The sequence below is a fragment of the Pseudomonas fragi genome, assembly GCF_900105835.1.
Taxonomy (GTDB): Bacteria; Pseudomonadota; Gammaproteobacteria; order Pseudomonadales; family Pseudomonadaceae; genus Aquipseudomonas; species Aquipseudomonas fragi.
Genome location: NZ_LT629783.1, coordinates 4,155,114 through 4,179,772 on the forward strand (window position 1 = coordinate 4,155,114; position 24,659 = coordinate 4,179,772).

Sequence of the window (24,659 nt, forward strand, 5' to 3'; positions counted from 1 at the left end):
CGCAGCATCTTTATGGAGAGCTTCGATGGGTAAGTTAGCGGTAGTGTGCGCCGTGGGCGCCGGGTTGTTGCTGGGCGGCTGTCAGGCGGTGAATACCACCAATGGCGGCGCCGTGGGCGTAGAGCGCAAGCAGTACATGTTCAGCATGCTGTCGAGCCAGCAGGTTGACCAGATGTATGCTCAGTCATACCAGCAGACGGTCAGCGAGGCCAGTACCAAGGGCGCCCTGGACAAGACCAGCGCCAACGCCAAGCGCCTGCAGGCAATCGCCAACCGGCTGATTGCCCAGGCCCCGGCCTTTCGCCCGGATGCCGCGCAATGGAACTGGGAAGTGAACCTGATCAAGAGTGACGAGCTCAACGCCAACTGCGGCCCTGGCGGCAAGATCATTTTTTACAGCGGGATCATCGAACAGCTGAAGCTGAGCGACGATGAAATTGCCGCGATCATGGGCCATGAAATTGCCCACGCCTTGCGTGAGCACGGGCGTGAATCCATGTCCAAGGCCTACGGTATCGAGATCGCCAAGCAGGGTGCTGGCGCCTTGTTGGGGCTGGGCCAGGACAGCTTGGGGCTGGCCGACACGGTGGTGAACTACAGCCTGACCTTGCCCAACAGCCGCAGCAATGAAAACGAAGCGGACCTGATCGGCCTGGAGCTGGCAGCCCGTGCGGGCTACAACCCGAATGCGGCGATCACCCTGTGGCAGAAAATGGCCCAGCAATCACAGAATGCGCCACCGGAATTCATGAGCACCCACCCGGCTTCCAGCAGCCGGATCGCAGCGCTGCAAGCGGCCATTCCAAAGGTCATGCCGCTGTATCAGCAAGCGCCGAAAACCCAGTAACGGCCTGGCCCTCACCCCAACCCTCTCCCAAAGGGAGAGGGGGCTTGACCGAGTTGTTTCAAGGTTCAGTACAAGTTTTTCTGCTGTGTATTGCTCTGGAGCATCCCCCAATCGGTTCCCTCTCCCTCTGGGAGAGGGTTAGGGTGAGGGGCTTTTAAACCCAGCCGCTGATCTGCATCGCCTTGTACACCGCCACGACGGCCAGTACCACGAACGCAGTGGCAGCCAGGCGGCGGATCAGGGGCAGCGGCAGTTTGTCGGCGGCAAAGTTGCCCGCCAATACCACCGGCACGTTGGCAATCAACATGCCCAGGGTGGTGCCGATAATCACCAGCCACAAGTCCGGGTACTGCGCGGCGAGCATGACGGTCGCCACCTGGGTCTTGTCCCCGATTTCGGCAATGAAGAAGGTGATCAACGTGGTCACGAACGGTCCGTACTTGCGTGCGGTGCTGGCTTCGTCGTCGTCCATCTTGTCCGGCACCAGGGTCCACAACGCGGTGGCGGTAAAGCTCGCGGCAAGGATCCAGTGCAGCATGGCATCGCTGAAGAAGGTACTGAACCAGGCGCCTACGGCACCGGCTGCAGCATGGTTGGCCAGGGTCGCGACCACGATACCGGCGATTATCGGCCAGGGTTTGCGAAAGCGTGCGGCCAGAATAAGGGCGAGCAGTTGCGTCTTGTCGCCGATTTCGGCCAAGGCAACGATTGCAGTAGGGACAAGCAGGGAATCGAGCATCATCAGGTGGTTTCCAGGGGCGGGTCGACACGGCTATGACACGTACAGCCTCCCCGCCCCGGGTAAGGTGTTCGTGTCATAGGTCTTGTCAAACCCCGGTCCGTCTGTGCGGACACCTGGGTCGCATACGCCATGGTCTGTTGACCAAGTATGTTGACGTATGCCGGACGAGCTTGACGCTCGTGGGAGACTACTCCCCTAGGACGGAGCGGATTCTGCCTAGGCAAATCCGATCCGGCAAGCTCTTATTTTCCGGCAGGCTCAACGACGCTTGGCGCTGTAAATCCGGAAACCCTGGCCCTCGGCCTTGACCGAACAAGCGCCGAAATGCTCTTCGATCAGCGGCTGGTAGCGCAGGAAGCTGTTGGCGACAATCCGCAGTTCCCCACCTGATTTCAGATGTTTGACTGCTTTTTGCAGCAAGTTCTCGGTGGCGTGGTAATCGGTGTGCACTCCGACATGGAACGGCGGGTTGCTCAGGATCGTGTTCAAACCCATCGGCGCGGCGTCGATGCCGTTGCCGGTAATCACTTCGCCTTCCAGGCCGTTGGCGGCCAGGGTCAGGCGGCTGCTGGCAGTGGCGAAGGCATCCACGTCGAGCAAGGTGACGTTGTTGTGCGGGTAGCGACGTTTGACCGCAGCTCCGAGCACGCCCGCACCGCAACCAAAGTCCAGCACATGGCCGCTGGGCAGCTTGTCCAGATGCTCAAGCAGCAGGGCGCTGCCGCGATCCAGGCGGCCGTGGCTGAACACGCCGGGCAGGCTCACGACCTTGAGCGGGCCTTCGGCCAGCGGCAGTTCGTAATGTTGCGCCAGCTCATGCAGCACCGGTGCCGCTGGCGCGTTTTCCACGGTCACTTGCCACAGCTGGCAATGCCGCGCGCTGTCGAGCTTGCGCGGTTTGCCAAACGGGATCAGTTGCTTGGAGGCGCCTTCGATGCCGCCCTTTTTTTCACCGACCAGGAACACGTCGGCACCCGGCAGGCGGGCGGCCACGGCCTTGAGCACGTAGTCGCTCAGTTCCTTGGACTTGGGCAGAAACACCACGGCGGTGTCGAACGCCCGCTCAGGGATATCGACACCGAACTGCACGCGCCCGGCAAAACGGGCGTCGAGCACGGCCTGGTCACCGGCATGCCAGCACCAGCCGTGGGCATCGGGCAATTCGTTCAGCAACTCGTCAGCCGGCAAGCCGACCAACAGCACCGAGCCTTGAAAGTATTCAGGCTGACGAAGCAGTACTTCACTGCGCGGATCCATAATCTGCTCCTCAAAAAGGGGCGCAGTCTATCAACTGACGACCCGCAGCGCTGTACCTGTGAAGAACGCTTCGGCGTTTTGCGCCAGTTGGCCGACGATCCGCTGCCGGGCTTCACGACTGCCCCAGGCACTGTGCGGGGTGATGATCAGGCGTGGAATATCGGCGGCCAGCAGCGGGTTGCCGTCGCGGGGCGGTTCGACGCTCAGCACATCGGTGGCGGCGCCGCCCAGGTGACCGCTGCGCAGGGCGTCGGCCAGTGCCTGTTCGTCAATCATGCCGCCGCGTGCGGTGTTGACCACGAAGGCACCGGGCTTGAGCAGGGCCAACTCGCGGGCGCCGATAAAATTGCGCGTGTGCTCGGTAAGCGGGCAGTGAAATGTCAGGGCGTCGACCTGGGGCAGCAGTTCGTCGAGCGCAAGGCGCCCGGCGCGGGCCGGGCGCCCGGGGATCTGGCCGATCAGCACGCGCATGCCGAAGGCTTCGGCCAGTTTCGCCACCGCGCTGCCCAGCTCGCCGTGACCGAACAGGCCCAGGGTCTTGCCTTCCAGCTCGACAATCGGAAAGTCCAGCAGGCAGAACTGTTTCGACTGCTGCCACTGGCCATCGGCCACCGCCTTGTTGTAGTCCACCAGGCGCGTGGCCAGTGCCAGCAGCAGGCCCAGGGTGTGTTGCGCCACCGACGGCGTGCCATAGCCCTGGCAGTTGGCCACGGTGATGCCCTGGGCGCGGGCGGCCTCAAGGTCGACGTTGTTGGTGCCGGTGGCCGCCACCAGAATCAGCTTCAGGTCCGGGCAGGCAGCCAGGGTTTGGGCGTTGAGCACGACTTTATTGCTGATGGCCACACGGGCGCCTTGCAGACGCTCGATCACATTGGCTGGCGTGGTGTCTGCGCACAGCTGCACGTCGCCGAAGGCGCGACGCAGCGGGTCGAGGTCGAGATCGCCCAGGTCCAGTGAGGTGTAATCAAGGAATACGGCGCGCTGAGTGTTAGTCATCAACTGTACCTTTTGTGCTGTGAAATGAAGGCGTAATGTGGCGAGCCTAACAGAAGAAACAATTTGTAATGGAGCGGCGCATGTACTGGACAGAATTTTTGACTGTTGCCCTGATTCACCTGCTGGCTGTGGCCAGCCCCGGGCCTGATTTTGCCGTGGTGGTGCGCGAGAGCGTGACCCATGGTCGCCGCGCGGGGATGTTTACCGCCTTTGGTGTGGGCACGGCGATTTTCGTCCATGTCGGTTATTCGTTGCTGGGTATCGGCATTATCGTGTCGCAATCGATTGTGCTGTTTAACGCCCTGAAATGGCTGGCGGCGGCTTACCTGCTGTATATCGGTATCAAGGCCTTGCGGGCCAAGCCGGCCGATCCTGCGGCGCTGGCGGCCAGCTTGCCGGTGGGCGAACGCACGGCGCGCGGTGCTTTCACCTCGGGCTTCGTGACCAACGGCCTGAACCCCAAGGCGACGCTGTTTTTCCTGTCGCTGTTTACCGTGGTGATCAACCCGCATACACCGCTGTCGATCCAGGCCGGTTATGGCGTGTACCTGGCGGTGGCCACCGGGGTGTGGTTCTGCATGGTCGCGATGTTGTTCAGCCATCAGCGCGTGCGTACCGGTTTTGCCCGCATGGGCCACTGGTTTGACCGCACGATGGGCGCGGTGCTGGTGGCGCTGGGCGTGAAACTGGCGTTTACCGAGATGCATTGATCGCCAAATATCCCGTAGCAGCTGCCGAGGAACGAAGGCTGCGTCCGATTGCGAAGCGATCGTAAAACCTTTGTCTGCGGCTTAACAGGTAGGCAGCGAACTCAGGTTTTACGACGACTGCGTCGCCGGACGCAGCCTTCGTTCCTCGGCAGCTTCTACGAGGGTAGGAGTGTTCTTGTCAAAATCCAGATTTGCTTCATCCTTGCGGGCCTATCGCAGTGTGCCCACGGAGAAGTATCGATGTCCTCAGTCCACCGGTCCTGGCGCCACGCCAAGCTGGCGCTGGCAGTCAGCCTCGCGTCGACGTCCGCCTGGGGCGTGAGCTTCAATGTCGGCCCGGTCGAGGGGCAGATCGATTCCGAGTTGTCCATTGGCGCCAGCTGGTCCACCGCCAGGGCCGACAGCAAGCTGATCGGCGCCAATAACGGCGGAACGGGCCAGTCGCAGATTTCCGATGATGGCCGTCTCAATTTCAAGCGCGGCGAGACCTTCTCGAAAATCTTCACCGGCATGCACGCCCTGGAGCTCAAGTACGGCGACAGCGGCCTGTATGTGCGCGGCAAATACTGGTACGACTTCGAGCTGCAGGACGACAGCCGCCCCTTCAAGGCCATCAGTGACAGTGGTCGCCGGGCCAGTGCGCAATCGGCCGGCGCGCAACTGCTCGATGCATTCGTGTATCACAACTACGCCATTGCCGATCAACCCGGCGCGGTACGCCTGGGCAAGCAGGTGGTCAGCTGGGGTGAGGGTGTGTTTATCGGCGGCGGCATCAATGCCATCAATCCCACCGACCCCGCGGCCTATCGTCGGCCGGGCACGGAATACAAAGACGGTCTGGTGCCGGTCAATCTGTTCTATGTGTCGCAAAACCTCACCGACAACCTCTCGGCCGACGCCTTCTACCAGCTGGACTGGGAACCTTCCGAGGCGGACAACTGCGGCACATTCTTCTCTCAGTCTGACGTGATTGCCGACGGCTGCAGCGGCAACTACCGGGTGATGAGCAAGCGCTCGGCCCTGGATGTTGCCGACCTGGCGGCGCTCACCTCGGCGGGTGCAGAGGTGAACGAGGAGGGCGTGCTGGTGCGCCGTGGCGCCAACCGCAATGCGCGCAACAGCGGGCAATTTGGCGTGGCCATGCACTATATGTTCGAGCCGCTGGACACCGAGTTCGGCGCCTATTTCATGAATTACCACAGCCGCGACCCGATCCTCAGCGCCGGCGCCGCAGCGCAATCGGCCTACAACGCGGCGGCAGGCGCGGGTGGGCTGGCGCCGATGATCGTCGCCGGCAACTCCAGCTATTACGTCGAGTACCCCGAAGATATCCGCCTGTACGGTGTGAGTTTTGCCACCACGTTATCCACAGGCACGGCCTGGAAGGGCGAGTTGAGCTACCGGCCCAATGCCCCGGTACAACTCAACAGCAACGACCTGTTGTACGCCAATGTCACGTTGTTGCCCGGCCTTGCCGATGCATCGCCACTGACCGTTACGCCTGGCGCGGATGTGCAGGGTTATCGGCGCAAGGAAGTCACTCAGTTTCAGACCTCCCTGAGTCATGTGTTCGATAACGCGATGGGTGCCGATCGTCTGACGGTCACCGGCGAAGTGGGGGTGACACATGTGGCTGGCCTGGATAGCCCGTCCGGGCTGCGCTACGGGCGTGACCCGGTGTTTGGCTCCGCAGGCACTGACGGCTTCACCACGGCCACTTCCTGGGGCTACCGTGGCCGGGCGGTGTGGCAATACAACAGCGTGCTGCCCGGGGTGAACCTCAAGCCCAACCTGGGCTGGTCCCATGACGTCAGCGGCTACTCGCCGGGGCCTGACGCCAGCTTCGAGGAGGGCCGCAAGGCCATCAGCCTGGGCCTGGACGGTGAGTACCAAAATACTTACACCGCCAGCCTGTCATACACCAACTTTTTTGGCGGGCGCTATAACACCCTCAGTGATCGCGATTTCATGGCGCTGACGGCGGGGGTGAAGTTCTGAATCAGGATTTGTGGGCAGACGATCGGGCGACTATTGTTGGTGCAGTGCAAATGTTATCGATCAAAGGAATTTTTACCGTTGGTCGTGTTCCAACGCCTATAAAGGTCTAATGCCTATGGCCTTTGCCCCCAGAAAGATTGATCAGGAGCTTCACCATGTTCATTTCGCGTCGTTTGATTGTTGCTGCAAGTGCGGTTGCCTTGCTGGCCGGCTGCGCTACGCCCAACCCGTATGACAACCAGGGCCAGGCGTCTTCCGGCACGGGCTTGAGCAAGACCGCCACCTACGGTGGCCTGGGGGCTCTGGCTGGTGCTGTGGCGGGTGCTGCCATCGACCATAACAACCGTGGCAAAGGCGCGTTGATCGGCGCTGCTGTAGCGGGCCTGGGGGCTGCGGGTTATGGCTATTACGCCGACAAGCAGGAAGCAGCCCTGCGTGCGAGCATGGCCAACACGGGCGTTGAAGTTCAGCGCCAGGGCGACAACATCACCCTGGTGATGCCGGGCAACATTACCTTCGCCACCAACTCGGCCAACATTGCCCCAAGCTTCTATCAGCCGCTGAACAACCTGGCCAACTCGTTGAAGCAGTTCAACAACCAGAACCTGATCCAGATCGTGGGTTACACCGACAGCACCGGTAACTACAACTACAACATGCAGCTCTCGCAGCAGCGTGCGCAAAGCGTAGCGACCTACCTGACGTCTCAAGGGGTCAGCGGCCAGTACCTGTCGGTCAAAGGCATGGGCCCGGCTGATCCGATTGCCAGCAACGCCACCGCAGATGGTCGCGCGCAGAACCGTCGCGTGCAGGTGACCCTGGCACCAATCCCGGGCATGCAGTACCAGCAGCCGGGTCAGGTGCAGCAGTACCCTTGATCAGTACCTCGTAGCAGCTGCCGAAGGCTGCGTCCGGCTGCGCAGCAGTCGCAAACCCTGGGTGCGGGGTTTGCCTGATACACGGTGACGGCTGATCTTGCGACGACTTTGTCGTCGAACGCAGCCTGCGGCAGCTGCTACGGGTGGGCGCAAGACACACAACAAAAAGCCCCGCGATCCTTGCAGATAGCGGGGCTTTTTGTTGTGCGCAGTTTTTACTTCTTCAGGCCGTAATGCTCATCGAGCATGCCCGGGCCGTTGGGGCTCTTTGGCGCGTAGTCCAAAGGCGGCTCGGTGCTGTGCGGCGGGGTGATGCGCTCGCGATGCGGTTGTGGCACATCCGGGTGCAGGGCTGCCAGCAGGCGTTGGCGAGTCTGCTCGTCCAGGGCCAAACGGTTGGCGCCCTCGGCGAGGTGTTCTTGCACGTCCTGATAGCTCTGAGTGAGTTTCTTCACCAGGTTGGCGGTGGTATTGAAGTGGGTAACCACTTCACTTTGGTAACTGTCAAAACGTTCCTGGATGTCGTCCAGCTGACGCTGCGTGCGGTTAGGCACGGCATTGGGCAGCAGACGAGCAACCAGAAAACCAATGGCGACACCGGCAACCAGGGCGAGAGTCGGCAACAACCAAATCAAGAGCGAGTGTTCCACGAGTCCTTCCTCTATAAACGGCTTTGCTTTACGTTAACGGCTCGGACCTGCGCTGTATACCGCGATGCACTCGCAAATATGTCAGACAGAATCTATCAGCTAGACGAGTCGACCCAATCTGAGGTCACGGAGTTCCCTCTTGCTTACCCGCGAAACCCCCGTAGTAATTGCTGGCCCGGTCGGCCAGCTCGAAGCCCTCTACCTTGATTCTGCTGAGCCAAAGGGCCTTGCGCTGCTGTGCCACCCCAATCCGGTACAGGGCGGCACCATGATGAATAAAGTGGTTTCGACCCTGCAGCGCACTGCCCGTGATGCTGGCCTGGTTACCTTGCGATTTAATTACCGTGGCACCGGCGCCAGTGAAGGCAGCCACGACATGGGCAGCGGTGAAGTGGACGATGCGTTGGCCGCCGCTCGCTGGTTGCGTGGCAAACACCCTGACTTGCCGATCACCCTGCTCGGTTTTTCGTTCGGCGGTTTTGTTGCTGCCAGCCTGGGTGGCCGGCTCGAAGCTGAAGGCGAGCAGCTGTCGCGGCTGTTTATGGTGGCGCCGGCAGTGATGCGCTTGCGTGACGAAGACCCTTTGCCCCACAACTGCCCGATCACGGTTATCCAGCCCGAAACCGACGAAGTGATCGACCCGCAGCTGGTCTATAACTGGTCAAACGAGCTGTCGCGCCCCCATGAGCTGCTGAAAGTGGCAGAATGCGGACACTTTTTTCACGGCAAGCTGCCCGAGCTCAAAGAGTTGGTAGCGCCACGCCTTTCGAATTGATTGCAGCCTGATAAGCGATTACCCATGACCTCTCGTACTCGTATCCTCACCGGCATCACCACCACCGGTACGCCGCACCTGGGCAACTACGCCGGGGCCATCCGCCCTGCGATCGTGGCCAGCCGCGACCCCAATGCCGATTCGTTTTACTTCCTGGCCGACTACCATGCCCTGATCAAGTGCGATGACCCGCTGCGCATTCAGCGCTCGCGTCAGGAAATCGCCGCGACCTGGCTGGCCGCCGGCCTGGATGTGGAGCGTGTGACCTTCTACCGCCAGTCCGATATCCCGGAAATCCCCGAGCTGACCTGGCTGCTGACCTGCGTGGCGGCCAAGGGCCTGCTTAACCGCGCCCATGCCTACAAGGCTTCGGTGGACAAGAACCTGGAAAACGGCGAAGACCCGGATGCAGGTATCACCATGGGCCTGTACAGCTACCCGGTGCTGATGGCCGCGGACATCCTGATGTTCAACGCCAACAAGGTGCCGGTGGGTCGTGACCAGATCCAGCACGTTGAAATGGCCCGCGACATTGGCCAGCGCTTCAACCACCTGTTCGGCAATGGCAAAGAGTTTTTCGCCATGCCCGAAGCGCTGATCGAAGAAAGCGTGGCCACCTTGCCGGGCCTCGACGGTCGCAAGATGTCCAAGAGCTATGACAACACCATCCCGTTGTTCAGCAGCGCCAAGGACATGAAAAGCGCGATTTCGCGCATCGTCACCGACTCCCGTGCGCCGGGCGAAGCCAAAGACCCGGACAACTCGCACCTGTTCACCCTCTATCAGGCGTTCTCGACGCCCGTGCAGGCGGCCGAGTTCCGCAGCGAACTGCTGCAGGGCCTGGGCTGGGGTGAGGCCAAGGAGCGTCTGTTCAAGTTGCTGGACGCCGAGCTGGGCGAGTCCCGCGAGCGTTACCACAACTTGATGTCGCGTCCTGATGATATGGAAGACATCCTGCTGGCAGGCGCGCAAAAAGCCCGCAAGATCGCGGCACCTTTCCTTACCCAGTTGTGCGAAGCGGTTGGCCTGCGTTCGTTTGTCAGCGCTGCGCAAACTGCCTCCACCAGCAAGAAAAAAGCCGTGAAGGGCCCGCGTTTTGTCAGCTTCCGTGACGAAGACGGCAGTTTCCGCTTCCGCCTGCTGGCGGCCGATGGCGAGCAATTGCTGTTGTCGCGCAGTTTTGCCGATGGCAAGACGGCGGGGCAGGTGACCAAGCAGCTGCAAGCCGGTGAGCCGCTGGATGTGCGCAGCGACGCGCTGAGCTTCAGCGTCTGGCTGGGCGACGCCTGTGTGGCCGACAGCCCGGCTTTTGCCGACAGTGCGGCGCGTGATGCGGCGATCGAAGCCTTGCGCCTGGCCCTGGTGCCAGTGCAAGACTGAGAAACTGCGACGTTTCGTCTCAGGTTTGATTGCCATTCCCAAGGGTCGTCGCTACAGTGTCGGCCCGTTTTTGTTGCCTTGCTAACGAATTATGACGCCTCTAGAACGATATCAAGCAGATCTGAAACGCCCGGACTTCTTCCACGATGCCGCGCAGGAAAACGCTGTGCGCCATTTGCAGCGTCTGTACGACGACCTGGTCGCTTCCTCGCAGAGCAAGCCCGGCCTGTTTGGCAAGCTGTTCGGCAAAAAGGAGCTGACCCCGGTCAAGGGCCTTTACTTCTGGGGCGGCGTAGGCCGTGGCAAGACTTATCTGGTCGATACGTTCTTTGACGCCCTGCCGTTCAAGGAAAAGGTGCGTACCCACTTCCACCGCTTCATGAAGCGCGTGCACGAAGAAATGCGCACCCTCAATGGCGAAAAGAACCCGCTGACCATCATCGCCAAGCGCTTCTCCGATGAAGCGCGGGTGATCTGCTTTGACGAATTCTTTGTGTCGGATATTACCGACGCCATGATTCTCGGCACCCTGATGGAAGAGCTGTTCAAAAACGGCGTCACCCTGGTGGCCACGTCGAACATCGTGCCGGACGGTCTGTACAAGGACGGCCTGCAGCGTGCGCGCTTCTTGCCCGCCATTGCCCTGATCAAGCAGAACACCGAAATCGTCAACGTCGACAGCGGCGTCGACTATCGCTTGCGTCACCTCGAGCAGGCCGAACTGTTTCACTTCCCGCTCAACGAAGAGTCCGAGAAGAGCCTGCGTGAGAGCTTCAAGGCGCTGACGCATAACTCCAACAGGGCGATCGAAAACGATGATCTGATCATCGAAAACCGCACCATCCGCGCCTTGCGCACCTGTGATGATGTGGCCTGGTTCGAGTTCCGCGAGTTGTGCGACGGCCCGCGCAGCCAGAATGACTACATCGAGCTTGGCAAGATCTTCAACGCCGTGATCCTTAGCGGTGTCGAGCAGATGGAAGTGAAAACGGACGATATCGCCCGGCGCTTTATCAACATGGTCGATGAGTTTTACGACCGCAACGTCAAGCTGATCATCTCGGCTGAAGTTGAGCTTAAAGACCTGTACAAGGGCGGGCGCTTGAACTTCGAGTTCCAGCGTACCCTCAGCCGTTTGCTGGAAATGCAGTCTCACGAATACCTGACGCGGGCGCACAAACCCTAGTCGAGAAAAAGGCCTGCACTGCAGGCCTTTTTTTTGCGCGCTCGCTTCTAGGCTTCGGCAGCCTTGAACCCCAGGCGCTGCACATGTTTGGCAACTTCGCGGCCCATGCCTGCGCCGATCAACAGCCATATCAGGATGCGCGCCTTGTACGGGCACAGAAACCCGCACATCACCGCCCCGCGGTCGATCAGGTCCATCTCGCTGCCGATAAACCCGTAGCACGCTTCGGCGGTTGGGCCTGAGCCTGTGCGGCTTGCCACCAGTACCGGAATTTCGGTGGTGATCTGGTCGATCAGGTCCACCCAGTCGACACTGACATGGCCACCGCCGAAAGCGCTGACCACCAATGCGTCATATCCCAAGGCCAGTATGTGCTCCAGCAACACCGTGTCGGCTGCCAGGGTGGTGGGCAGCAGGGCCACCCGGTGATGAATGGAGCGGGGCATGGGCAGAACGGTGCGTGCGCCAGTTTTTCGCAGATAGCAGACCCGGTTTTCGATCATCAGCCCCACGGGGCCGAACAGGGGTGAGCTGAAGGCTTCCAGAGCCATCGATGAGGTTTTACGCACATGCAGGGCCTGGTGAATCTGCTCGTTCATGACCACCAGAACGCCGCGCTTGCGGCTTTGTGTATCCAGGGCCACCCTGGCGGCATCGAGCAGATTGGCGGGGCCGTCAGCACTGGGTCGATCGCTGGGGCGCATGGCCCCGGTCAACACCAGTGACACATCGATATTCCACAGCAGATCAAGGAAAAACGCGGTTTCCTCCAGGGTATCGGTGCCTTGGGTAATGACGACGCCTTGCACCCCCAGCTTCACTTGCTCCTGGGCCCAGATCAGCACTTCAAGCATCAGGTTGAAGTCCAGGGATGCGCTCGGTATCAGGCACAGGGTGTCGACGCGCACGTCCAGCCCTTCATGCAGTTGCGAAATGCCCTCAAGCAGCGCTTCGCCAGTGAGTGCAGGGGTGGCCCCCGTGCCGGATTGTGTTGCACGCATACTCACGGTGCCCCCCAGGGCGCCGATGGAGAGTATGGGCAGGGTGTGGTGGTTGAGTTTGTGCGCCATGCTGTGTACCTCCGCCGCAGGGCCGGTAAAGCCTCTTCTTGTGGGGGCCCCCTGTTGAGGGCGTTTTTTATCAGAGGCTTTTCGGGCGAGCGGAGAAATCAGACTGTTCTGCTTGGTGTGTAGTCCATCGCTTAGTTTTTAAGCGACCTGATTTACACCTGCGTGCAGGAACTGTTGACGATACTGGTTTGGCGACAGCTCGGTATGTTGGCGAAACAGTCGCGCGAAGAAGCTGGCGTCGTCATAGCCTACGTCGTAGCTGATGGTCTTGATGCTTTTGCGGGTGGCCGAGAGCAGGCCTTTGGCGGTTTCTATGCGCAGGCGCTGCAGGTAGTGCAGGGGCTTGTCGCCGGTGGCCAGTTGAAAGCGGCGCATAAAGTTGCGGATGCTCATGCCGTGATCGCGGGCGACGTCTTCGAAGCGGAACTTGTCGGCGAAGTGCTCTTCGAGCCAGTGCTGGATTTGCAGGATGATCACGTCCTGGTGCAGCTTCTGGCCGCCAAAGCCGATGCGCCCCGGGGTGTAGTTGCGCTGCACCTCGTAAAGGATGTCGCGGGCCACGGCCTGGGCGATGTTGGCGCCGCAAAAACGCTCGATCATGTAGATATAGAGGTCGCAGGCCGAGGTCGGCCCGCCGGCGCAGTAGAGGTTGTCGGCGTCGGTGAGGTGCTTGTCCTGGTTGAGGTGTACCTGGGGGTAGCGACGGGCGAAGGTATCGAAAAAACGCCAGTAGGTTGTGGCCTCCTTGCCGTCGAGCAGCCCGGCTTCGGCGAGCCAGAATACCCCGGTGGCCTCGGCGCACAGCACGGCACCGCGGGCATGTTGTTCGCGCAGCCAGGGCACTACTTGCGGGTAGCGCTGGCAGAGGGTGTCGAAGTCATCACCGAAGGCCGGGAGGATGATGATGTCAGTGTCCTCCAGGGCGCCGTCCACGGGGAGAACCACGTCGCTGAAGCTGGTGGCCGACTTGCCGTCGGGGCTCACCAGGCGGGTTTCGAAGGTGGGGGTCAGGCCTTGGCCCAGTTGCTTGCCGTGACGCAGGCTGGCGAGGTGAAAGAAGTCCTTGGCATGCATCAGGGTCGAGGCGAACACCCGATCGATGGCCAAAATACTGACACGCCGCAGGGGCGTGGAGAGTTGATTAGACATAGACATATTTTGATTATTCTTATAGGTGAAATTGGTCAACTTGCGGCTGGATCGTCTTATGTTTTTTCCTGTGTGTCCAGAGGTTGCTGCTTTTGTGGGGGCGGTGGGTCAAGGTGCCGGGTTTGGCTGGTCCTTGTGGATCGCTTCAATGCCCGCCAGCACGTCATCCGACAGCTTCAGGTCGTGGCTGGCAATATTGCTTTTGAGTTGCTCCATCGTCGTGGCGCCAATGATATTGCTGGTAACGAACGGTTGGCGGGTAACGAAAGCCAGGGCCATTTGCGCCGGGTCCAGGCCATGTTCGCGGGCCAGGGCCACATAGCGCTCGCTGGCAGCCACGGCCTGCGGGTTTGAATAGCGCGAGAAGCGGCTGTAGAGGCTCAGGCGGCCTTTTGGCGGTTGGGCGCCGCCACTGTACTTGCCAGTGAGCATGCCGAACGCCAGGGGCGAGTAGGCGAGCAGGCCGCATTGTTCGCGAATGGCGATCTCCGCCAGGCCCACTTCAAAGCTGCGGTTGAGCAGGCTGTAGGGGTTCTGGATCGATACGGCGCGTGGCCAGCCGCGGCTTTCGGCCAGTTGCAGGAACTTCATGGTGGCCCACGGCGTTTCGTTGGACAGGCCGATATGGCGGATCTTGCCGGCCCTGACCTGCTCGTCGAGCGCTTCGAGGGTGTCTTCCAGCGGGGTAAAGGCTTCGTCGGCGTTGTGGCTGTAGCCCAATTGGCCGAAGAAGTTGGTGCTGCGCTCCGGCCAGTGCAACTGGTAGAGGTCGATCCAGTCGGTTTGCAGGCGCTTGAGGCTGGCGTCCAGGGCTTGCACGATATGGGTGCGGTTGTGCTTGAGGTTGCCGTCACGGATGTAGTCGATACCGTTGCCGGGGCCGGCGATCTTGCTGGCCAGGATCCAGTCGGCGCGATCACCGCGCTCCTTGAACCAGTTGCCGATATAGCGCTCGGTAGTGGCGTAGGTTTCGGCCTTGGGCGGTACCGGGTACATTTCGGCAGTATCGATAAAATTGATGCCGGCATCTTTGGCGTAAGCGATCTGCTCGAAGGCTTCAGCCTGGGTGTTCTGCTCGCCCCAGGTCATGGTCCCGAGGGCGATTGCGCTTACGTTCAGGTCGGTGCGGCCAAGCTTTCGGTAGTCCATCGGGTGCTCCTTCGGGTAAACAAACATAAAAGCAGGTTGTAATTTTTTGCGCAATCTGGATAATTGCCCACCTCTTTCTGCAGTGGAAGTGATGCGCCGCCTGCCGAAGAATCTTGCCGTTGAACGGACGCGCTGACCCGAGCCCCCGATAGCGTCTGTATCCGGCTGCCTTTGACTTGTCAAAGTACGCACTATTCAGTAAGATCCGCCGTCTAATTTACAGGGCGGCCCCTGAGGCTATAAAGAATGAAAACTTTTACTGCTAAACCAGAAACAGTAAAGCGCGACTGGTTTGTCGTCGACGCTGCTGGTCAGACCCTGGGTCGTCTGGCCACCGAGATCGCGAGCCGTCTGCGTGGCAAGCACAAGCCGGAATACACTCCGCACGTTGACACCGGTGACTACATCGTTGTTATCAACGCTGAGCAAATCCGTGTTACTGGTGCTAAAACCACTGACAAGATGTACTACTCTCACTCCGGTTTCCCGGGCGGGATTAAGTCGATCAACTTCGAAAAGCTGATCGCCAAAGCTCCTGAGCGCGTGATCGAGACCGCGGTTAAAGGCATGCTGCCTAAAAACCCACTGGGTCGCGACATGTACCGTAAGCTGAAAGTCTATGCGGGCGCTGCTCACCCTCATACTGCTCAGCAGCCCCAAGAACTGAAGTTTTAACGGAATAGTTCATTATGTCGGCGACTCAAAACTACGGCACTGGCCGTCGTAAAACCGCAACCGCTCGCGTTTTCCTGCGTCCGGGTACCGGTAACATCTCCATCAACAACCGCACTCTGGAGAATTTCTTCGGTCGCGAAACTGCCCGCATGGTAGTTCGTCAGCCGTTGGAACTGACTGAGACTGTCGAGAAATTCGACATCTACGTCACCGTGATCGGTGGTGGTGTAAGTGGTCAAGCTGGCGCAATCCGCCACGGTATCACTCGCGCACTGATGCAGTATGACGAAACCCTGCGTGGCGCTCTGCGCAAAGCTGGCTTCGTTACTCGCGATGCTCGTGAAGTTGAACGTAAGAAAGTCGGTCTGCGTAAAGCGCGTAAGCGTCCGCAGTACTCGAAGCGTTAATTCGCAGCTTCGTTCAAAAAAGCCCAGTCTCCTTCGGAGCTGGGCTTTTTTTATGGGCGATGATTTAACGGTGTGACAACTTGCCACATCCAGCAAACGCCTATACTACAAGGCCTGTAGCCGCCCCAGAGCGGTAATTACCTTGTAAGACTAGGGGCTTTTCATTACCATTCTGCAAAATTTTTATAAGTAATAGATGCATATTTAGTAGATGCCTGATTTAACAGGCCACAAAGCTGATGGGAGAGGACTGAATGAGCAATGACGGCGTAAATGTCGGCCGGCGTCGCTTCCTCGTAGCAGCCACATCCGTGGTGGGTGCTGCAGGAGCGGTGGGGGCGGCGGTCCCGTTCGTGGGGTCGTGGTTTCCCAGTGCCAAGGCGAAAGCCGCTGGCGCACCGGTGAAAGTGAATATTGCAAAGGTTGAGCCAGGTCAGCAAATGATTGCTGAGTGGCGTGGTCAGCCGGTATTCATCGTACGTCGCACCGAGGAGATCCTGGCAAACCTGAAGAAGATTGAAGGGCAGCTCGCTGACCCGGACTCCAAGCAATCTGATCAGCCAGCTTATGTGAACCCCGAGTTGCGGTCGATCAAGCCAGAGATTCTGTTGTTGATCGGTATTTGCACCCACTTGGGTTGCTCGCCTACATTCCGTCCCGAGGTCGCGCCTGTAGATCTTGGCAAGGACTGGGTCGGTGGCTATTTCTGCCCTTGTCATGGTTCGCACTATGATCTGGCCGGCCGCGTCTACAAGGCCCAACCAGCCCCGCTGAACCTGCCAGTACCGCCCTACTACTATGAGACGGACAACATTGTTGTCGTTGGCCTCGATGGGGAGAACGCGTAATGAGCAAGTTCATGGATTGGGTAGATGCCCGCTTCCCCGCCACCAAGATGTGGGAAGACCACCTCAGCAAGTACTACGCCCCGAAGAACTTCAACTTCTTCTATTTCTTTGGTTCTCTCGCATTGCTCGTTCTGGTTAACCAGATCGTGACCGGTGTGTGGCTGACCATGAGCTACACGCCGTCGGCTGAAGAAGCCTTTGCTTCTGTCGAATACATCATGCGTGACGTCGAATACGGCTCAATTCTGCGCTTGCTGCACTCTACCGGTGCATCGGCGTTCTTTATCGTCGTTTACCTGCACATGTTCCGTGGCCTGCTCTATGGCTCGTACCAGAAGCCCCGCGAGCTGGTCTGGCTGTTCGGCATGATGATCTACCTGGCCCTGATGGCTGAAGCCTTTATGGGTTACCTGCTGCCTTGGGGGCAAATGTCCTACTGGGGCGCCCAGGTGATCATTTCGCTGTTCGGTGCAATTCCGGTGATCGGTAACGATCTGACCCAGTGGATTCGCGGTGACTACCTGATCTCCGGGATTACCCTGAACCGCTTCTTTGCCCTTCACGTCGTGGCCTTGCCTATCGTGATCCTGGGTCTGGTGGTGCTGCACATTCTGGCCCTGCACGAAGTCGGCTCCAACAACCCTGACGGCGTGGACATCAAGAAGCACAAGGACGAAAACGGCATACCGCTGGACGGCATTCCGTTCCACCCGTACTACACCGTCAAAGACATTGTCGGCGTGGTGGTGTTCCTGTTTATCTTCTGCTCGATTGTGTTCTTCTTCCCGGAAATGGGTGGTTACTTCCTGGAAAAACCGAACTTTGAACAGGCTAACGCCTTCAAGACGCCGGAGCACATTGCCCCTGTCTGGTACTTCACGCCGTTCTACGCGATCCTGCGGGCCATCCCGGACAAGCTGCTTGGCGTCATTGCCATGGGCGCCGCGATTGCCGTGCTGTTCGTGTTGCCGTGGCTTGACCGCAGCCCGGTCAAATCCATGCGCTACAAGGGCTGGATGAGCAAGGTATGGCTGTGGGTGTTCTGCATCTCCTTCGTGATCCTGGGCGTGTTGGGTGTATTGGCACCGACCCCGGGCCGCACGCTGCTGTCGCAGGTGTGTACGTTCCTGTACTTCGCCTACTTCATTCTGATGCCGTTCTACACCAGGCTTGAGAAGACCAAACCGGTTCCGGAAAGGGTGACTGGCTGATGAAAAAGCTATTTGCTGTATTGATGCTCGCGGTAATGCCTGTGTTCTCCTTTGCGGCAGAACAGGGTGTGCAGCTCGACAAGGTCGACATCGATGTTTCTGACAAGGCGGCCCTGCAGGACGGCGCGCGTACATTCGCCAACTACTGCATGGGCTGTCACAGTGCCAAGTTCCAGCGTTACGAGCGCGTAGCCGACGACCTGGGCATCCCCCATGAAGTCATGCTTGATAACCTGGTGTTCACCGGTGCCAAGATTGGCGATCACATGAAGATCGGCATGCAGCCCAACGATGCCAAGGCCTGGTTCGGTGCAGCACCGCCGGACCTGACCCTGGTAGCCCGTGTGCGCGGCACCGACTGGCTGTACAGCTACCTGCGTGCCTTCTACGAAGACCCGTCGCGCCCCTGGGGTGTGAACAACAAGGTCTTCCCGAACGTAGGCATGCCTAACGTGCTGGCACCGTTGCAAGGTCGTCAGGTCATCGGTTGCAAGCAAGTTCAGATCGTCGAAGACGGCAAGAAGCAGTATGATCCGCTCACCGGCACGCCTTTGACCCATGAAGCGTGCGACCAGCTGACAGTGCTGCCAAAAACCGGCGCCCTGACAGAAGAGCAGTTCGATGAGAAGATCAAGAACCTTGTGACCTTCCTGGCCTACTCGGCCAACCCGGTGAAGCTGGAGCATCAGCGCATCGGTACTTACGTGCTGATCTACCTGGCCTTCCTCTTTGTATTCGCTTATCTGCTCAAGCGCGAATACTGGAAAGATGTGCACTGATATAGTTACACGCAATGCTGTTAATCGTGCGCGCCCAAGGGTGTCTCTGAAAAGGTAACAGTGCAGGTCGGGTGGCAGGTGGGGTCAATGACCTTGCCTGCCACCCGGGTTGCGGTTATCAGAGGCGTTCCTTGGGCGCGTTCGTTTTTCTGCTCCCGATAATTTCAACAAGCGAGGAGGACCGCCATGGGCGTGACCAATCGGTTGGCCTGTTACTCCGACCCCGCCGACCACTATTCCCACCGAGTGCGCATTGTGCTCGCAGAGAAAGGTGTCAGCGCCGAGATCATCAGTGTGGAGGCGGGCCGTCAGCCGCCGAAGCTGATCGAAGTGAACCCCTACGGCAGCCTGCCAACCCTGGTCGATCGTGACCTGGCGTTGTGGGAGTCGACCGTGGTGATGGAATATCTGGATGAGCGCTACCCGCATCCGCCGTTGCTGCCGGTTTACCCGGTCGCGCGGGCCAATAGCCGCCTGCTGATCCATCGCATCCAGCGCGACTGGTGTGCGCTGGTTGACCTGATCCTTGATTCGCGGACCAAGGAGCCGGCGCGTGTGCAGGCCCGCAAGGAGCTGCGCGAAAGCCTGACGGGTGTTTCTGCATTATTTGCCGACAAACCTTTTTTCCTCAGTGATGAGCAAAGTCTGGTCGACTGCTGCCTATTGCCGATACTCTGGCGCTTGCCTGTTTTGGGTATTGAATTGCCGCGGCCAGCCAAGCCGTTGCTCGACTATATGGAGCGCCAATTTGCGCGTGAGGCTTTCCAGGCGAGTCTGTCTGGTGTCGAACGCGACATGCGCTAAGGCTTAGGAGCCCTCGATGAATTCAAGTCGACCTTATCTGGTGCGTGCGCTCTATGAGTGGATCGTTGATAACGACTGCACTCCGCACATGCTGGTTAACTCTGACTACCCCAAGGTGCAAGTGCCTGCGGGTTTTGCCAGTGACGGGCAGATTGTCCTGAATGTTTCGCCAACCGCCGTGCGTCAATTGCACATGGACAACGAAGCAGTAAGCTTTGAAGGGCGTTTTGGTGGTGTGCCACACACGTTGTACGTGCCTATTGCCGCAATCCTGGGCGTTTACGCCCGTGAGAATGGCCAGGGCATGGTGTTCGACCTGGAAGAGCCTCTGGAGGCTGATGACGAGGTTGAGCCGGATGATGACGGTCCGCCGCCAGGCTCAGAGCCGCCGCGCCCTACAGGCCGACCAAGCCTGAAAGTGGTGAAGTAATAAAAAAGGCGACCTGAAAAGGTCGCCTTTTTTGTGCCTGGCAGTTGGGGGCTGTCAGTCGATGTACTCGAAGAGTTTGACGATTTTCTGTACCCCGGAAACGCTCTGTACCAGGCTGGTGGCACGGGCGGCTTCCTGCTTGGTGACCAGGCCGAGCATGTAGACGATGCCGTTCTCGGTGACCACCTTGATGCGCGAGCCGGGAATGGCGCTGTCGGTCAGCATCTGGGTCTTGATCTTGGTGGTCAGCCAGGCATCGTTGTTGCGTGCCAGGATCGACGACGGTGCCATGACCTGCAGCTCGTTGTTGACCTTCTTCACCCGCTGCACTGCAGCAGCGGCCTGTTCGGCCTGGGCCTTGAGGTCGGCGCGCGGAGTCTGGCCGGCCAGCAGCACGATGCCGTTGTAACTGGTGACAACAATGTGCGAGCCGGTGTCCAGGTCAGGGTTGGCCTTGGCCACGTTCACGGCAACTTTGGTTTCGATCAGGGAGTCATCGATTTTGCTGCCGAAGGTGCGGGTGCCGCGATCATCCTCAATGGGCTTGTCACGGGTGGCGGTCAGTACCGAACTGCAGCCGGCGGTCAGACCAAGACACAGGGTCAGGGCTACCAGGCCTAGGCGATTAAAAGTCATTCTTCACTCCCGAACAGTTGGCTGTCGATCAGATCGCACAAGCAGTGGATCGCCAGCAGGTGGACTTCTTGAATACGTGCAGTGACATTGGACGGAACGCGGATTTCCACATCCTCGGGCAGCAGCAGCGAGGCCATGCCGCCGCCGTCGCGGCCAGTCATGGCGACCACGATCATTTCGCGGTCATGGGCCGCCTGGATCGCCTGGATGATGTTGGCCGAGTTGCCGCTGGTGGAAATGGCCAGCAACACGTCGCCGGGCTGGCCGAGGGCGCGGATCTGCTTGGAGAAGATCTCGTTAAAGCTGTAATCGTTGGCGATCGAGGTGATGGTCGACGTGTCGGTGGTCAGTGCGATGGCAGGCAGGCTCGGGCGCTCGCGTTCGAAGCGGTTGAGCAGCTCGGATGAAAAGTGCTGGGCGTCGCCTGCCGACCCGCCATTGCCGCACGAGAGCATCTTGCCTTCGTTGAGCAGGGCGTTAACCATCACCTGGCTGGCTTGCTCGATATGGGGGGCGAGCACTTCCATTGCCTGCTGCTTGGTGTCGATGCTGGCCTGAAAAAGCTGGCGGATCCGGGATTGCATGTCCATCTATGTGACCTTAAGTAGGGCGGCTGGTCGGGCGTGATCCAGGTGTTGCTGGGTGACTTCCCGGCACAAGAATGTGCAGCCCGCAAAGCAAAGCAAAATCGTTAAAAAAGGGTGCTGGAATCGGCCTGGCAGCGCTACTGGCTGTCAAAGGCATTCCGTAGCCAGTTCAATCGGGGTGTTGTGCTGTCCATTGTCACTACGTCAAAGCGGCACGGGTGATTGGCCCAGCGCGCTTGTTGCTGCAAAAAGTGCTGGGCGGCCAGTACCAGCTTTTGACGCTTGCGTGCATCAATGCTGGCCAGTGCGCCACCCCATTGCGCGTGTTGGCGGTAACGAACTTCGACGAATACTACTGTATCGCCGTCAAGCATGACCAGATCCAGCTCGCCACGCTTGCATGACCAGTTCTGCGCCAGCAGGCGCAAACCCTGTTGCTCAAGATGCCGCAGCGCCAGGCGCTCGGCATCCTTGCCAGCTTGCTGGCTTGAGCGTTCGTGCATCAGTTGATCGTAGCCGGCAAGCGTTGGGGCTGGCCATTGGTGAATTCGGCCCACGGCAGCTGGCGTTCCACGCGCTGTGTCGGGCTCATGCTCAGGCTGCCGGACATACCGTCAATCCGGCTGTCGGGCAGGGCCTTGAGCTGGCCCAGGCTCGGTGCCAGGCGGTAGGCGTCAATGCCCATCGCGTACAGGCGCCCCAGGCTGCCACCGGCTTGTGGCCATTGTGCGGTCACTTGCTGGCGCAGCGGGTTGCTCGGATCGAGCAGCCAGGGGGTTTCGCAGAAACGGATGCCGTTCATGTCGTTGTACTGGTTCTGGTCGCCGCTGGCGCTGAACACATGGGACGTCGCGTAAACCGGCAGGTCGCCAGCGTACTGGTAGTTCAGGGTCGGTTTGATCTGCTGAGCCTGCTGCGGGGTGGCGGCGAGGAACAGGAACTGCATGTCCTGGCGCCGTGTTGGCTCGGCCGAACCGCCGTTTTTGCGCAGTTGCACCAGATCGGCGACTTGCTGGGCCAGGGCCACAGGCTTGTCGATATGCTCCACGCCGACAAGGGTGCCGCCGTGGGCTTCCCATTCCTGGCGGAAGGCCTTGAGTACGCGGTCGCCCCATTCGCCGACCGGCACCATCGCGCCGGCGCGGGTCAGGCCGTCGGCCCGGGCGCGACGCGCCACTTCACGGGCTTCGTCTTCAGCCGCCAGACCGAACTGGAACAGTTGCGCCGGGCCTTGTGTGCCTTCGCTGTAGTTCAGGGCCAGGGTGGTGATCGGCAATTGCTGGCGGGTGCTGAGTTGCTTGACCAGGGATTTCTCCAGCGGGCCCACCACCAGTTGCACGCCGTCGGCCTGGGCCTGACGGTAGAAGTCGTCCAGGGAGGTCAGGCGTGAGCTGTCATAGAACTGAATGCTTGGCGGGTTTTGCCCGGCTTGTTGGGCCTGGTAGTGCGCAGCCATGAAACCATCACGCAGGGCCTTGCTCACCGAGGCCAACTGGCCGTCCTGTGGCAGCAGCAGGGCGATTTTGGTCAGGGGCTGGCTGGCCAGTTCCTTGAGCTTGATCAGCGGTGTCGGCAGCTGGAGGGCGGCCGGATGAGCCGGGTTCTGCGCGCGCCACTGGTCAATGGCGTTCTGTTGGTCTTGCAGGGTGCCGGCGCTCTTTACGGCCAGGGCCAGGGATATCCAGCCGCCCAACACATCATTGCTCTGGCTGTGCAGTTGCTCGACCGGCAAGCTGGCCACCAGCGCCCAGATAGCGTCGTTGTTGCTGGTGGCGGCTTCGCCGGTCAGGTTCGGGCTCAGCGCTGCGCGTTCGCGGGCGGCGGCCAGGGCCTGGCCGTCAGCCTCCAGGGCGCGGGCATGGACAGTGCGGGTGCGCACTTGCAGGTCCACTGGCAGCTCGGCCAGGATCGCCGTGCTTGGATGGTTCAGGGCAGCGACTGCGGCCTTGGGGTCATTGCGGCTCATCGCCAGCTCGGCTGCCAGGGTGTTGGCAAAGACCTGTTGGGCGGGCTTGAGTGAGTCCAGCGGGACCATGGCCAGGATCTGCGCGGCGCGAGCATTGTTTTGCTGGCGCTGGGCAAGATCGGCTGCCGACAGGCGGAGCAGGGCGGCTTTTTCCGGGTTGGTGCTCTCGGCGGCCTGCTGGAGCAATTGCTCGAGGCTGGCATCCGGGGTCCGTGGAAGTTCGCCAAGGCTGGACGAGGGCGAGCTGGCGCAAGCCGCCAACAGGGCAGCAAGGCAGAGGGCAGTGAACAGCCGCAGGCAAGCGATCATGTAGTGTTCCTGATACTCGATCAAATGAGTTGGGAAGTGTACCCAAGCACTGGCCGGGGCGCGATGTTAGCGGCAATAAAGCCTGAATTTAGATGCGTTCTGTACGTTGTGGCAGTAAAAGTTTACCCGCTTGGCGTTTTGCGGCCTGCAGGGTGGGTGCGTTCATGAGGGCTCTACGCGCTACAATGGCGCCTTTAACTCTTATGAGGTGTGCGTTTTGACTGCTCCAGGTGATTTGAATTCCGTTCTTGGCTCACTTTATGTGGTGGCCACGCCCATCGGTAACCTGGACGACATCAGTGCGCGTGCGCTCAAGGTATTGCGTGACGTGTCGCTGATTGCGGCCGAAGACACGCGCCACTCCCTGCGCTTGATGCAGCACTTTGGTATTTCCACGCCGCTGGGCGCCTGTCACGAGCACAACGAGCGTGATGAGGGCAGCCGTTTTATCCAGCGTTTGCTGGCGGGTGAAGATGTGGCGTTGATCTCTGATGCCGGTACGCCGCTGATTTCCGATCCGGGTTATCACCTTGTGCGCCAGGCACGGGCGGCCGGGGTCAAGGTTGTGCCCGTGCCGGGTGCCTGTGCCTTGATCGCCGCCTTGTCGGCTGCAGGCCTGCCTTCGGATCGCTTTATCTTTGAGGGGTTCCTGCCGGCCAAGGCCGTCGGGCGTCGTTCGCGCCTGCAGTTACTTAAAGAAGAGCCGCGCACGCTGATTTTTTACGAGGCGCCGCACCGTATTCTTGAGTGCCTGCAAGATCTTGAATTGGTATTTGGGCCTGAGCGTCCGGCATTGCTGGCGCGAGAGCTGACCAAAACCTTCGAGACGCTCAAGGGCTTGCCTTTGTCCGAGTTGCGCGCTTTTGTTGAAAATGACAGTAATCAGCAGCGCGGCGAGTGCGTGGTTCTGGTTGCCGGCTGGACTGCGCCTGAAACAGAAGAGGCGGTCAGCAGTGAAGCGATGCGTATTCTCGACTTGTTGCTTAAAGAGATGCCACTCAAGCGTGCAGCTGCACTTGCCGCTGAAATAACCGGTGAGCGCAAAAACGTCTTGTACCAAGTTGCACTTGAAAAGCAGAAAGCAGAGTAACGATTGATATCAAGTGATGGCTTTTTGATATTTTTGCAGGGCTGACCCCGTGACTAAAGGCCGCAACTCAGGCAAATCAACCTGCCTTGCGGCGTTTAACGCTTGTTCTATACGCTCTGTACAGTTAATC

At 59.8% G+C, this 24,659-nt stretch carries 26 protein-coding genes and 1 riboswitch; of the genes, 15 read left to right on the forward strand and 11 right to left on the reverse strand.

Features of this window, described 5'->3' with window-relative positions:
* The first annotated feature begins 25 nt into the window (after positions 1 to 25).
* Positions 26 to 847: a M48 family metallopeptidase gene (locus tag BLU25_RS19135; protein WP_016779497.1), complete on the forward strand. Its 822-nt coding sequence runs from the start codon at positions 26 to 28 to the stop codon at positions 845 to 847.
* A 154-nt stretch (positions 848 to 1,001) separates the two neighbouring features.
* Here the strand turns inward: BLU25_RS19135 and BLU25_RS19140 are convergent, their stop codons facing one another.
* The 3 genes from BLU25_RS19140 to BLU25_RS19150 all read right to left on the reverse strand — a co-directional run bounded on the left by BLU25_RS19140 (position 1,002) and on the right by BLU25_RS19150 (position 3,842).
* The gene (locus BLU25_RS19140; protein ID WP_029611240.1) at positions 1,002 to 1,586 is read right to left on the reverse strand and encodes a TMEM165/GDT1 family protein; all 585 of its coding nucleotides are present in this window, start codon (positions 1,584 to 1,586) and stop codon (positions 1,002 to 1,004) included.
* Between the two features lie 90 nt (positions 1,587 to 1,676).
* Positions 1,677 to 1,798, reverse strand: a riboswitch (yybP-ykoY riboswitch).
* A gap of 49 nt (positions 1,799 to 1,847) precedes the next feature.
* Positions 1,848 to 2,846: a class I SAM-dependent methyltransferase gene (locus BLU25_RS19145; protein ID WP_016779499.1), complete on the reverse strand. Its 999-nt coding sequence runs from the start codon at positions 2,844 to 2,846 to the stop codon at positions 1,848 to 1,850.
* 30 nt (positions 2,847 to 2,876) lie between these two features.
* The gene (locus tag BLU25_RS19150) at positions 2,877 to 3,842 is read right to left on the reverse strand and encodes a 2-hydroxyacid dehydrogenase (protein ID WP_016779500.1); all 966 of its coding nucleotides are present in this window, start codon (positions 3,840 to 3,842) and stop codon (positions 2,877 to 2,879) included.
* Between the two features lie 80 nt (positions 3,843 to 3,922).
* On the opposite strand from BLU25_RS19150, the gene BLU25_RS19155 reads away from it, so the two are divergent.
* The 3 genes from BLU25_RS19155 to BLU25_RS19165 all read left to right on the forward strand — a co-directional run bounded on the left by BLU25_RS19155 (position 3,923) and on the right by BLU25_RS19165 (position 7,428).
* Entirely contained in the window at positions 3,923 to 4,552 is a 630-nt protein-coding gene (locus BLU25_RS19155; RefSeq protein ID WP_016779501.1) for a LysE family translocator, read from the forward strand.
* Between the two features lie 240 nt (positions 4,553 to 4,792).
* Positions 4,793 to 6,550, forward strand: a complete 1,758-nt coding sequence (locus tag BLU25_RS19160) for a DUF1302 domain-containing protein (RefSeq protein WP_016779502.1) — start codon at positions 4,793 to 4,795, stop codon at positions 6,548 to 6,550.
* A gap of 155 nt (positions 6,551 to 6,705) precedes the next feature.
* Positions 6,706 to 7,428 (forward strand): OmpA family protein, encoded by a 723-nt coding sequence (locus BLU25_RS19165; protein WP_016779503.1) that lies wholly within the window; start codon positions 6,706 to 6,708, stop codon positions 7,426 to 7,428.
* Between the two features lie 215 nt (positions 7,429 to 7,643).
* Here the strand turns inward: BLU25_RS19165 and BLU25_RS19170 are convergent, their stop codons facing one another.
* On the reverse strand, positions 7,644 to 8,078 hold the full coding sequence (locus BLU25_RS19170) for a Z-ring associated ZapG family protein (RefSeq protein ID WP_016779504.1): 435 nt from the start codon (positions 8,076 to 8,078) through the stop codon (positions 7,644 to 7,646).
* Positions 8,079 to 8,217: 139 nt separating this feature from the next.
* Here BLU25_RS19170 and BLU25_RS19175 point away from each other — a divergent pair, with 139 nt between their 5' ends.
* From BLU25_RS19175 to zapE, 3 genes are all read left to right on the forward strand, one after another.
* Positions 8,218 to 8,853, forward strand: coding sequence for an alpha/beta hydrolase (locus tag BLU25_RS19175; RefSeq protein WP_016779505.1), 636 nt, complete (start codon positions 8,218 to 8,220; stop codon positions 8,851 to 8,853).
* Between the two features lie 24 nt (positions 8,854 to 8,877).
* Complete coding sequence (locus BLU25_RS19180) at positions 8,878 to 10,233, forward strand: tryptophan--tRNA ligase (RefSeq protein ID WP_016779506.1); 1,356 nt, start codon at positions 8,878 to 8,880, stop codon at positions 10,231 to 10,233.
* A 91-nt stretch (positions 10,234 to 10,324) separates the two neighbouring features.
* Positions 10,325 to 11,419 (forward strand): cell division protein ZapE, encoded by a 1,095-nt coding sequence (gene zapE, locus BLU25_RS19185; RefSeq protein WP_029611241.1) that lies wholly within the window; start codon positions 10,325 to 10,327, stop codon positions 11,417 to 11,419.
* A 47-nt stretch (positions 11,420 to 11,466) separates the two neighbouring features.
* Here zapE and BLU25_RS19190 read toward each other — a convergent pair whose 3' ends face one another.
* The 3 genes from BLU25_RS19190 to BLU25_RS19200 form a co-directional block, all read right to left on the reverse strand.
* On the reverse strand, positions 11,467 to 12,489 hold the full coding sequence (locus tag BLU25_RS19190) for an asparaginase (RefSeq protein ID WP_016779508.1): 1,023 nt from the start codon (positions 12,487 to 12,489) through the stop codon (positions 11,467 to 11,469).
* 138 nt (positions 12,490 to 12,627) lie between these two features.
* Positions 12,628 to 13,563: a GlxA family transcriptional regulator gene (locus tag BLU25_RS19195; protein ID WP_169905546.1), complete on the reverse strand. Its 936-nt coding sequence runs from the start codon at positions 13,561 to 13,563 to the stop codon at positions 12,628 to 12,630.
* Between the two features lie 183 nt (positions 13,564 to 13,746).
* Complete coding sequence (locus tag BLU25_RS19200; RefSeq protein WP_016779510.1) at positions 13,747 to 14,787, reverse strand: NADP(H)-dependent aldo-keto reductase; 1,041 nt, start codon at positions 14,785 to 14,787, stop codon at positions 13,747 to 13,749.
* Between the two features lie 246 nt (positions 14,788 to 15,033).
* Between BLU25_RS19200 and rplM the strand changes: the two genes are divergently transcribed.
* From rplM to BLU25_RS19235, 7 genes are all read left to right on the forward strand, one after another.
* Positions 15,034 to 15,462 (forward strand): 50S ribosomal protein L13, encoded by a 429-nt coding sequence (gene rplM, locus BLU25_RS19205; RefSeq protein WP_007917032.1) that lies wholly within the window; start codon positions 15,034 to 15,036, stop codon positions 15,460 to 15,462.
* 14 nt (positions 15,463 to 15,476) lie between these two features.
* On the forward strand, positions 15,477 to 15,869 hold the full coding sequence (rpsI, locus tag BLU25_RS19210; RefSeq protein ID WP_003216038.1) for a 30S ribosomal protein S9: 393 nt from the start codon (positions 15,477 to 15,479) through the stop codon (positions 15,867 to 15,869).
* A gap of 254 nt (positions 15,870 to 16,123) precedes the next feature.
* Entirely contained in the window at positions 16,124 to 16,717 is a 594-nt protein-coding gene (gene petA / locus BLU25_RS19215) for a ubiquinol-cytochrome c reductase iron-sulfur subunit (protein ID WP_083369776.1), read from the forward strand.
* The gene (locus tag BLU25_RS19220; RefSeq protein WP_016779512.1) at positions 16,717 to 17,928 is read left to right on the forward strand and encodes a cytochrome b; all 1,212 of its coding nucleotides are present in this window, start codon (positions 16,717 to 16,719) and stop codon (positions 17,926 to 17,928) included. The genes petA and BLU25_RS19220 overlap by 1 nt, the downstream gene beginning before the upstream one ends.
* Complete coding sequence (locus BLU25_RS19225; protein ID WP_016779513.1) at positions 17,928 to 18,707, forward strand: cytochrome c1; 780 nt, start codon at positions 17,928 to 17,930, stop codon at positions 18,705 to 18,707. Before BLU25_RS19220 ends, BLU25_RS19225 begins: the two co-directional genes overlap by 1 nt.
* Positions 18,708 to 18,893: 186 nt before the next feature.
* Positions 18,894 to 19,511 (forward strand): glutathione S-transferase N-terminal domain-containing protein, encoded by a 618-nt coding sequence (locus BLU25_RS19230; protein WP_016779514.1) that lies wholly within the window; start codon positions 18,894 to 18,896, stop codon positions 19,509 to 19,511.
* Between the two features lie 16 nt (positions 19,512 to 19,527).
* On the forward strand, positions 19,528 to 19,941 hold the full coding sequence (locus tag BLU25_RS19235) for a ClpXP protease specificity-enhancing factor (protein WP_016779515.1): 414 nt from the start codon (positions 19,528 to 19,530) through the stop codon (positions 19,939 to 19,941).
* Positions 19,942 to 19,995: 54 nt separating this feature from the next.
* Here BLU25_RS19235 and BLU25_RS19240 read toward each other — a convergent pair whose 3' ends face one another.
* From BLU25_RS19240 to BLU25_RS19255, 4 genes are all read right to left on the reverse strand, one after another.
* The gene (locus BLU25_RS19240; RefSeq protein WP_016779516.1) at positions 19,996 to 20,577 is read right to left on the reverse strand and encodes a BON domain-containing protein; all 582 of its coding nucleotides are present in this window, start codon (positions 20,575 to 20,577) and stop codon (positions 19,996 to 19,998) included.
* A complete protein-coding gene (locus tag BLU25_RS19245) occupies positions 20,574 to 21,167 on the reverse strand; it encodes a phosphoheptose isomerase (protein ID WP_016779517.1) in 594 nt (197 codons plus the stop codon). Before BLU25_RS19245 ends, BLU25_RS19240 begins: the two co-directional genes overlap by 4 nt.
* A gap of 134 nt (positions 21,168 to 21,301) precedes the next feature.
* Complete coding sequence (locus tag BLU25_RS19250; protein WP_016779518.1) at positions 21,302 to 21,667, reverse strand: YraN family protein; 366 nt, start codon at positions 21,665 to 21,667, stop codon at positions 21,302 to 21,304.
* Positions 21,667 to 23,439: a penicillin-binding protein activator gene (locus BLU25_RS19255; protein WP_016779519.1), complete on the reverse strand. Its 1,773-nt coding sequence runs from the start codon at positions 23,437 to 23,439 to the stop codon at positions 21,667 to 21,669. Before BLU25_RS19255 ends, BLU25_RS19250 begins: the two co-directional genes overlap by 1 nt.
* Before the next feature lie 235 nt (positions 23,440 to 23,674).
* Between BLU25_RS19255 and rsmI the strand changes: the two genes are divergently transcribed.
* Positions 23,675 to 24,529, forward strand: a complete 855-nt coding sequence (gene rsmI, locus BLU25_RS19260) for a 16S rRNA (cytidine(1402)-2'-O)-methyltransferase (RefSeq protein ID WP_037000951.1) — start codon at positions 23,675 to 23,677, stop codon at positions 24,527 to 24,529.
* Positions 24,530 to 24,659 lie beyond the last annotated feature (130 nt).

Coding starts and splice junctions, on each gene's coding strand:
- BLU25_RS19240 (WP_016779516.1), bottom strand. CDS start 20,577: ATGACTTTTAATCGCCTAGGCCTGGTAGCCCTGACCCTGTGTCTTGGT.
- BLU25_RS19165 (WP_016779503.1), top strand. CDS start 6,706: ATGTTCATTTCGCGTCGTTTGATTGTTGCTGCAAGTGCGGTTGCCTTG.
- BLU25_RS19155 (WP_016779501.1), top strand. CDS start 3,923: ATGTACTGGACAGAATTTTTGACTGTTGCCCTGATTCACCTGCTGGCT.
- BLU25_RS19235 (WP_016779515.1), top strand. CDS start 19,528: ATGAATTCAAGTCGACCTTATCTGGTGCGTGCGCTCTATGAGTGGATC.
- BLU25_RS19135 (WP_016779497.1), top strand. CDS start 26: ATGGGTAAGTTAGCGGTAGTGTGCGCCGTGGGCGCCGGGTTGTTGCTG.
- BLU25_RS19140 (WP_029611240.1), bottom strand. CDS start 1,586: ATGCTCGATTCCCTGCTTGTCCCTACTGCAATCGTTGCCTTGGCCGAA.
- BLU25_RS19160 (WP_016779502.1), top strand. CDS start 4,793: ATGTCCTCAGTCCACCGGTCCTGGCGCCACGCCAAGCTGGCGCTGGCA.
- BLU25_RS19225 (WP_016779513.1), top strand. CDS start 17,928: ATGAAAAAGCTATTTGCTGTATTGATGCTCGCGGTAATGCCTGTGTTC.
- zapE (WP_029611241.1), top strand. CDS start 10,325: ATGACGCCTCTAGAACGATATCAAGCAGATCTGAAACGCCCGGACTTC.
- BLU25_RS19195 (WP_169905546.1), bottom strand. CDS start 13,563: ATGCATGCCAAGGACTTCTTTCACCTCGCCAGCCTGCGTCACGGCAAG.
- BLU25_RS19145 (WP_016779499.1), bottom strand. CDS start 2,846: ATGGATCCGCGCAGTGAAGTACTGCTTCGTCAGCCTGAATACTTTCAA.
- BLU25_RS19245 (WP_016779517.1), bottom strand. CDS start 21,167: ATGGACATGCAATCCCGGATCCGCCAGCTTTTTCAGGCCAGCATCGAC.
- BLU25_RS19180 (WP_016779506.1), top strand. CDS start 8,878: ATGACCTCTCGTACTCGTATCCTCACCGGCATCACCACCACCGGTACG.
- BLU25_RS19230 (WP_016779514.1), top strand. CDS start 18,894: ATGGGCGTGACCAATCGGTTGGCCTGTTACTCCGACCCCGCCGACCAC.
- BLU25_RS19200 (WP_016779510.1), bottom strand. CDS start 14,787: ATGGACTACCGAAAGCTTGGCCGCACCGACCTGAACGTAAGCGCAATC.
- BLU25_RS19250 (WP_016779518.1), bottom strand. CDS start 21,667: ATGCACGAACGCTCAAGCCAGCAAGCTGGCAAGGATGCCGAGCGCCTG.
- petA (WP_083369776.1), top strand. CDS start 16,124: ATGAGCAATGACGGCGTAAATGTCGGCCGGCGTCGCTTCCTCGTAGCA.
- BLU25_RS19220 (WP_016779512.1), top strand. CDS start 16,717: ATGAGCAAGTTCATGGATTGGGTAGATGCCCGCTTCCCCGCCACCAAG.
- BLU25_RS19255 (WP_016779519.1), bottom strand. CDS start 23,439: ATGATCGCTTGCCTGCGGCTGTTCACTGCCCTCTGCCTTGCTGCCCTG.
- BLU25_RS19150 (WP_016779500.1), bottom strand. CDS start 3,842: ATGACTAACACTCAGCGCGCCGTATTCCTTGATTACACCTCACTGGAC.
- BLU25_RS19190 (WP_016779508.1), bottom strand. CDS start 12,489: ATGGCGCACAAACTCAACCACCACACCCTGCCCATACTCTCCATCGGC.
- rpsI (WP_003216038.1), top strand. CDS start 15,477: ATGTCGGCGACTCAAAACTACGGCACTGGCCGTCGTAAAACCGCAACC.
- rplM (WP_007917032.1), top strand. CDS start 15,034: ATGAAAACTTTTACTGCTAAACCAGAAACAGTAAAGCGCGACTGGTTT.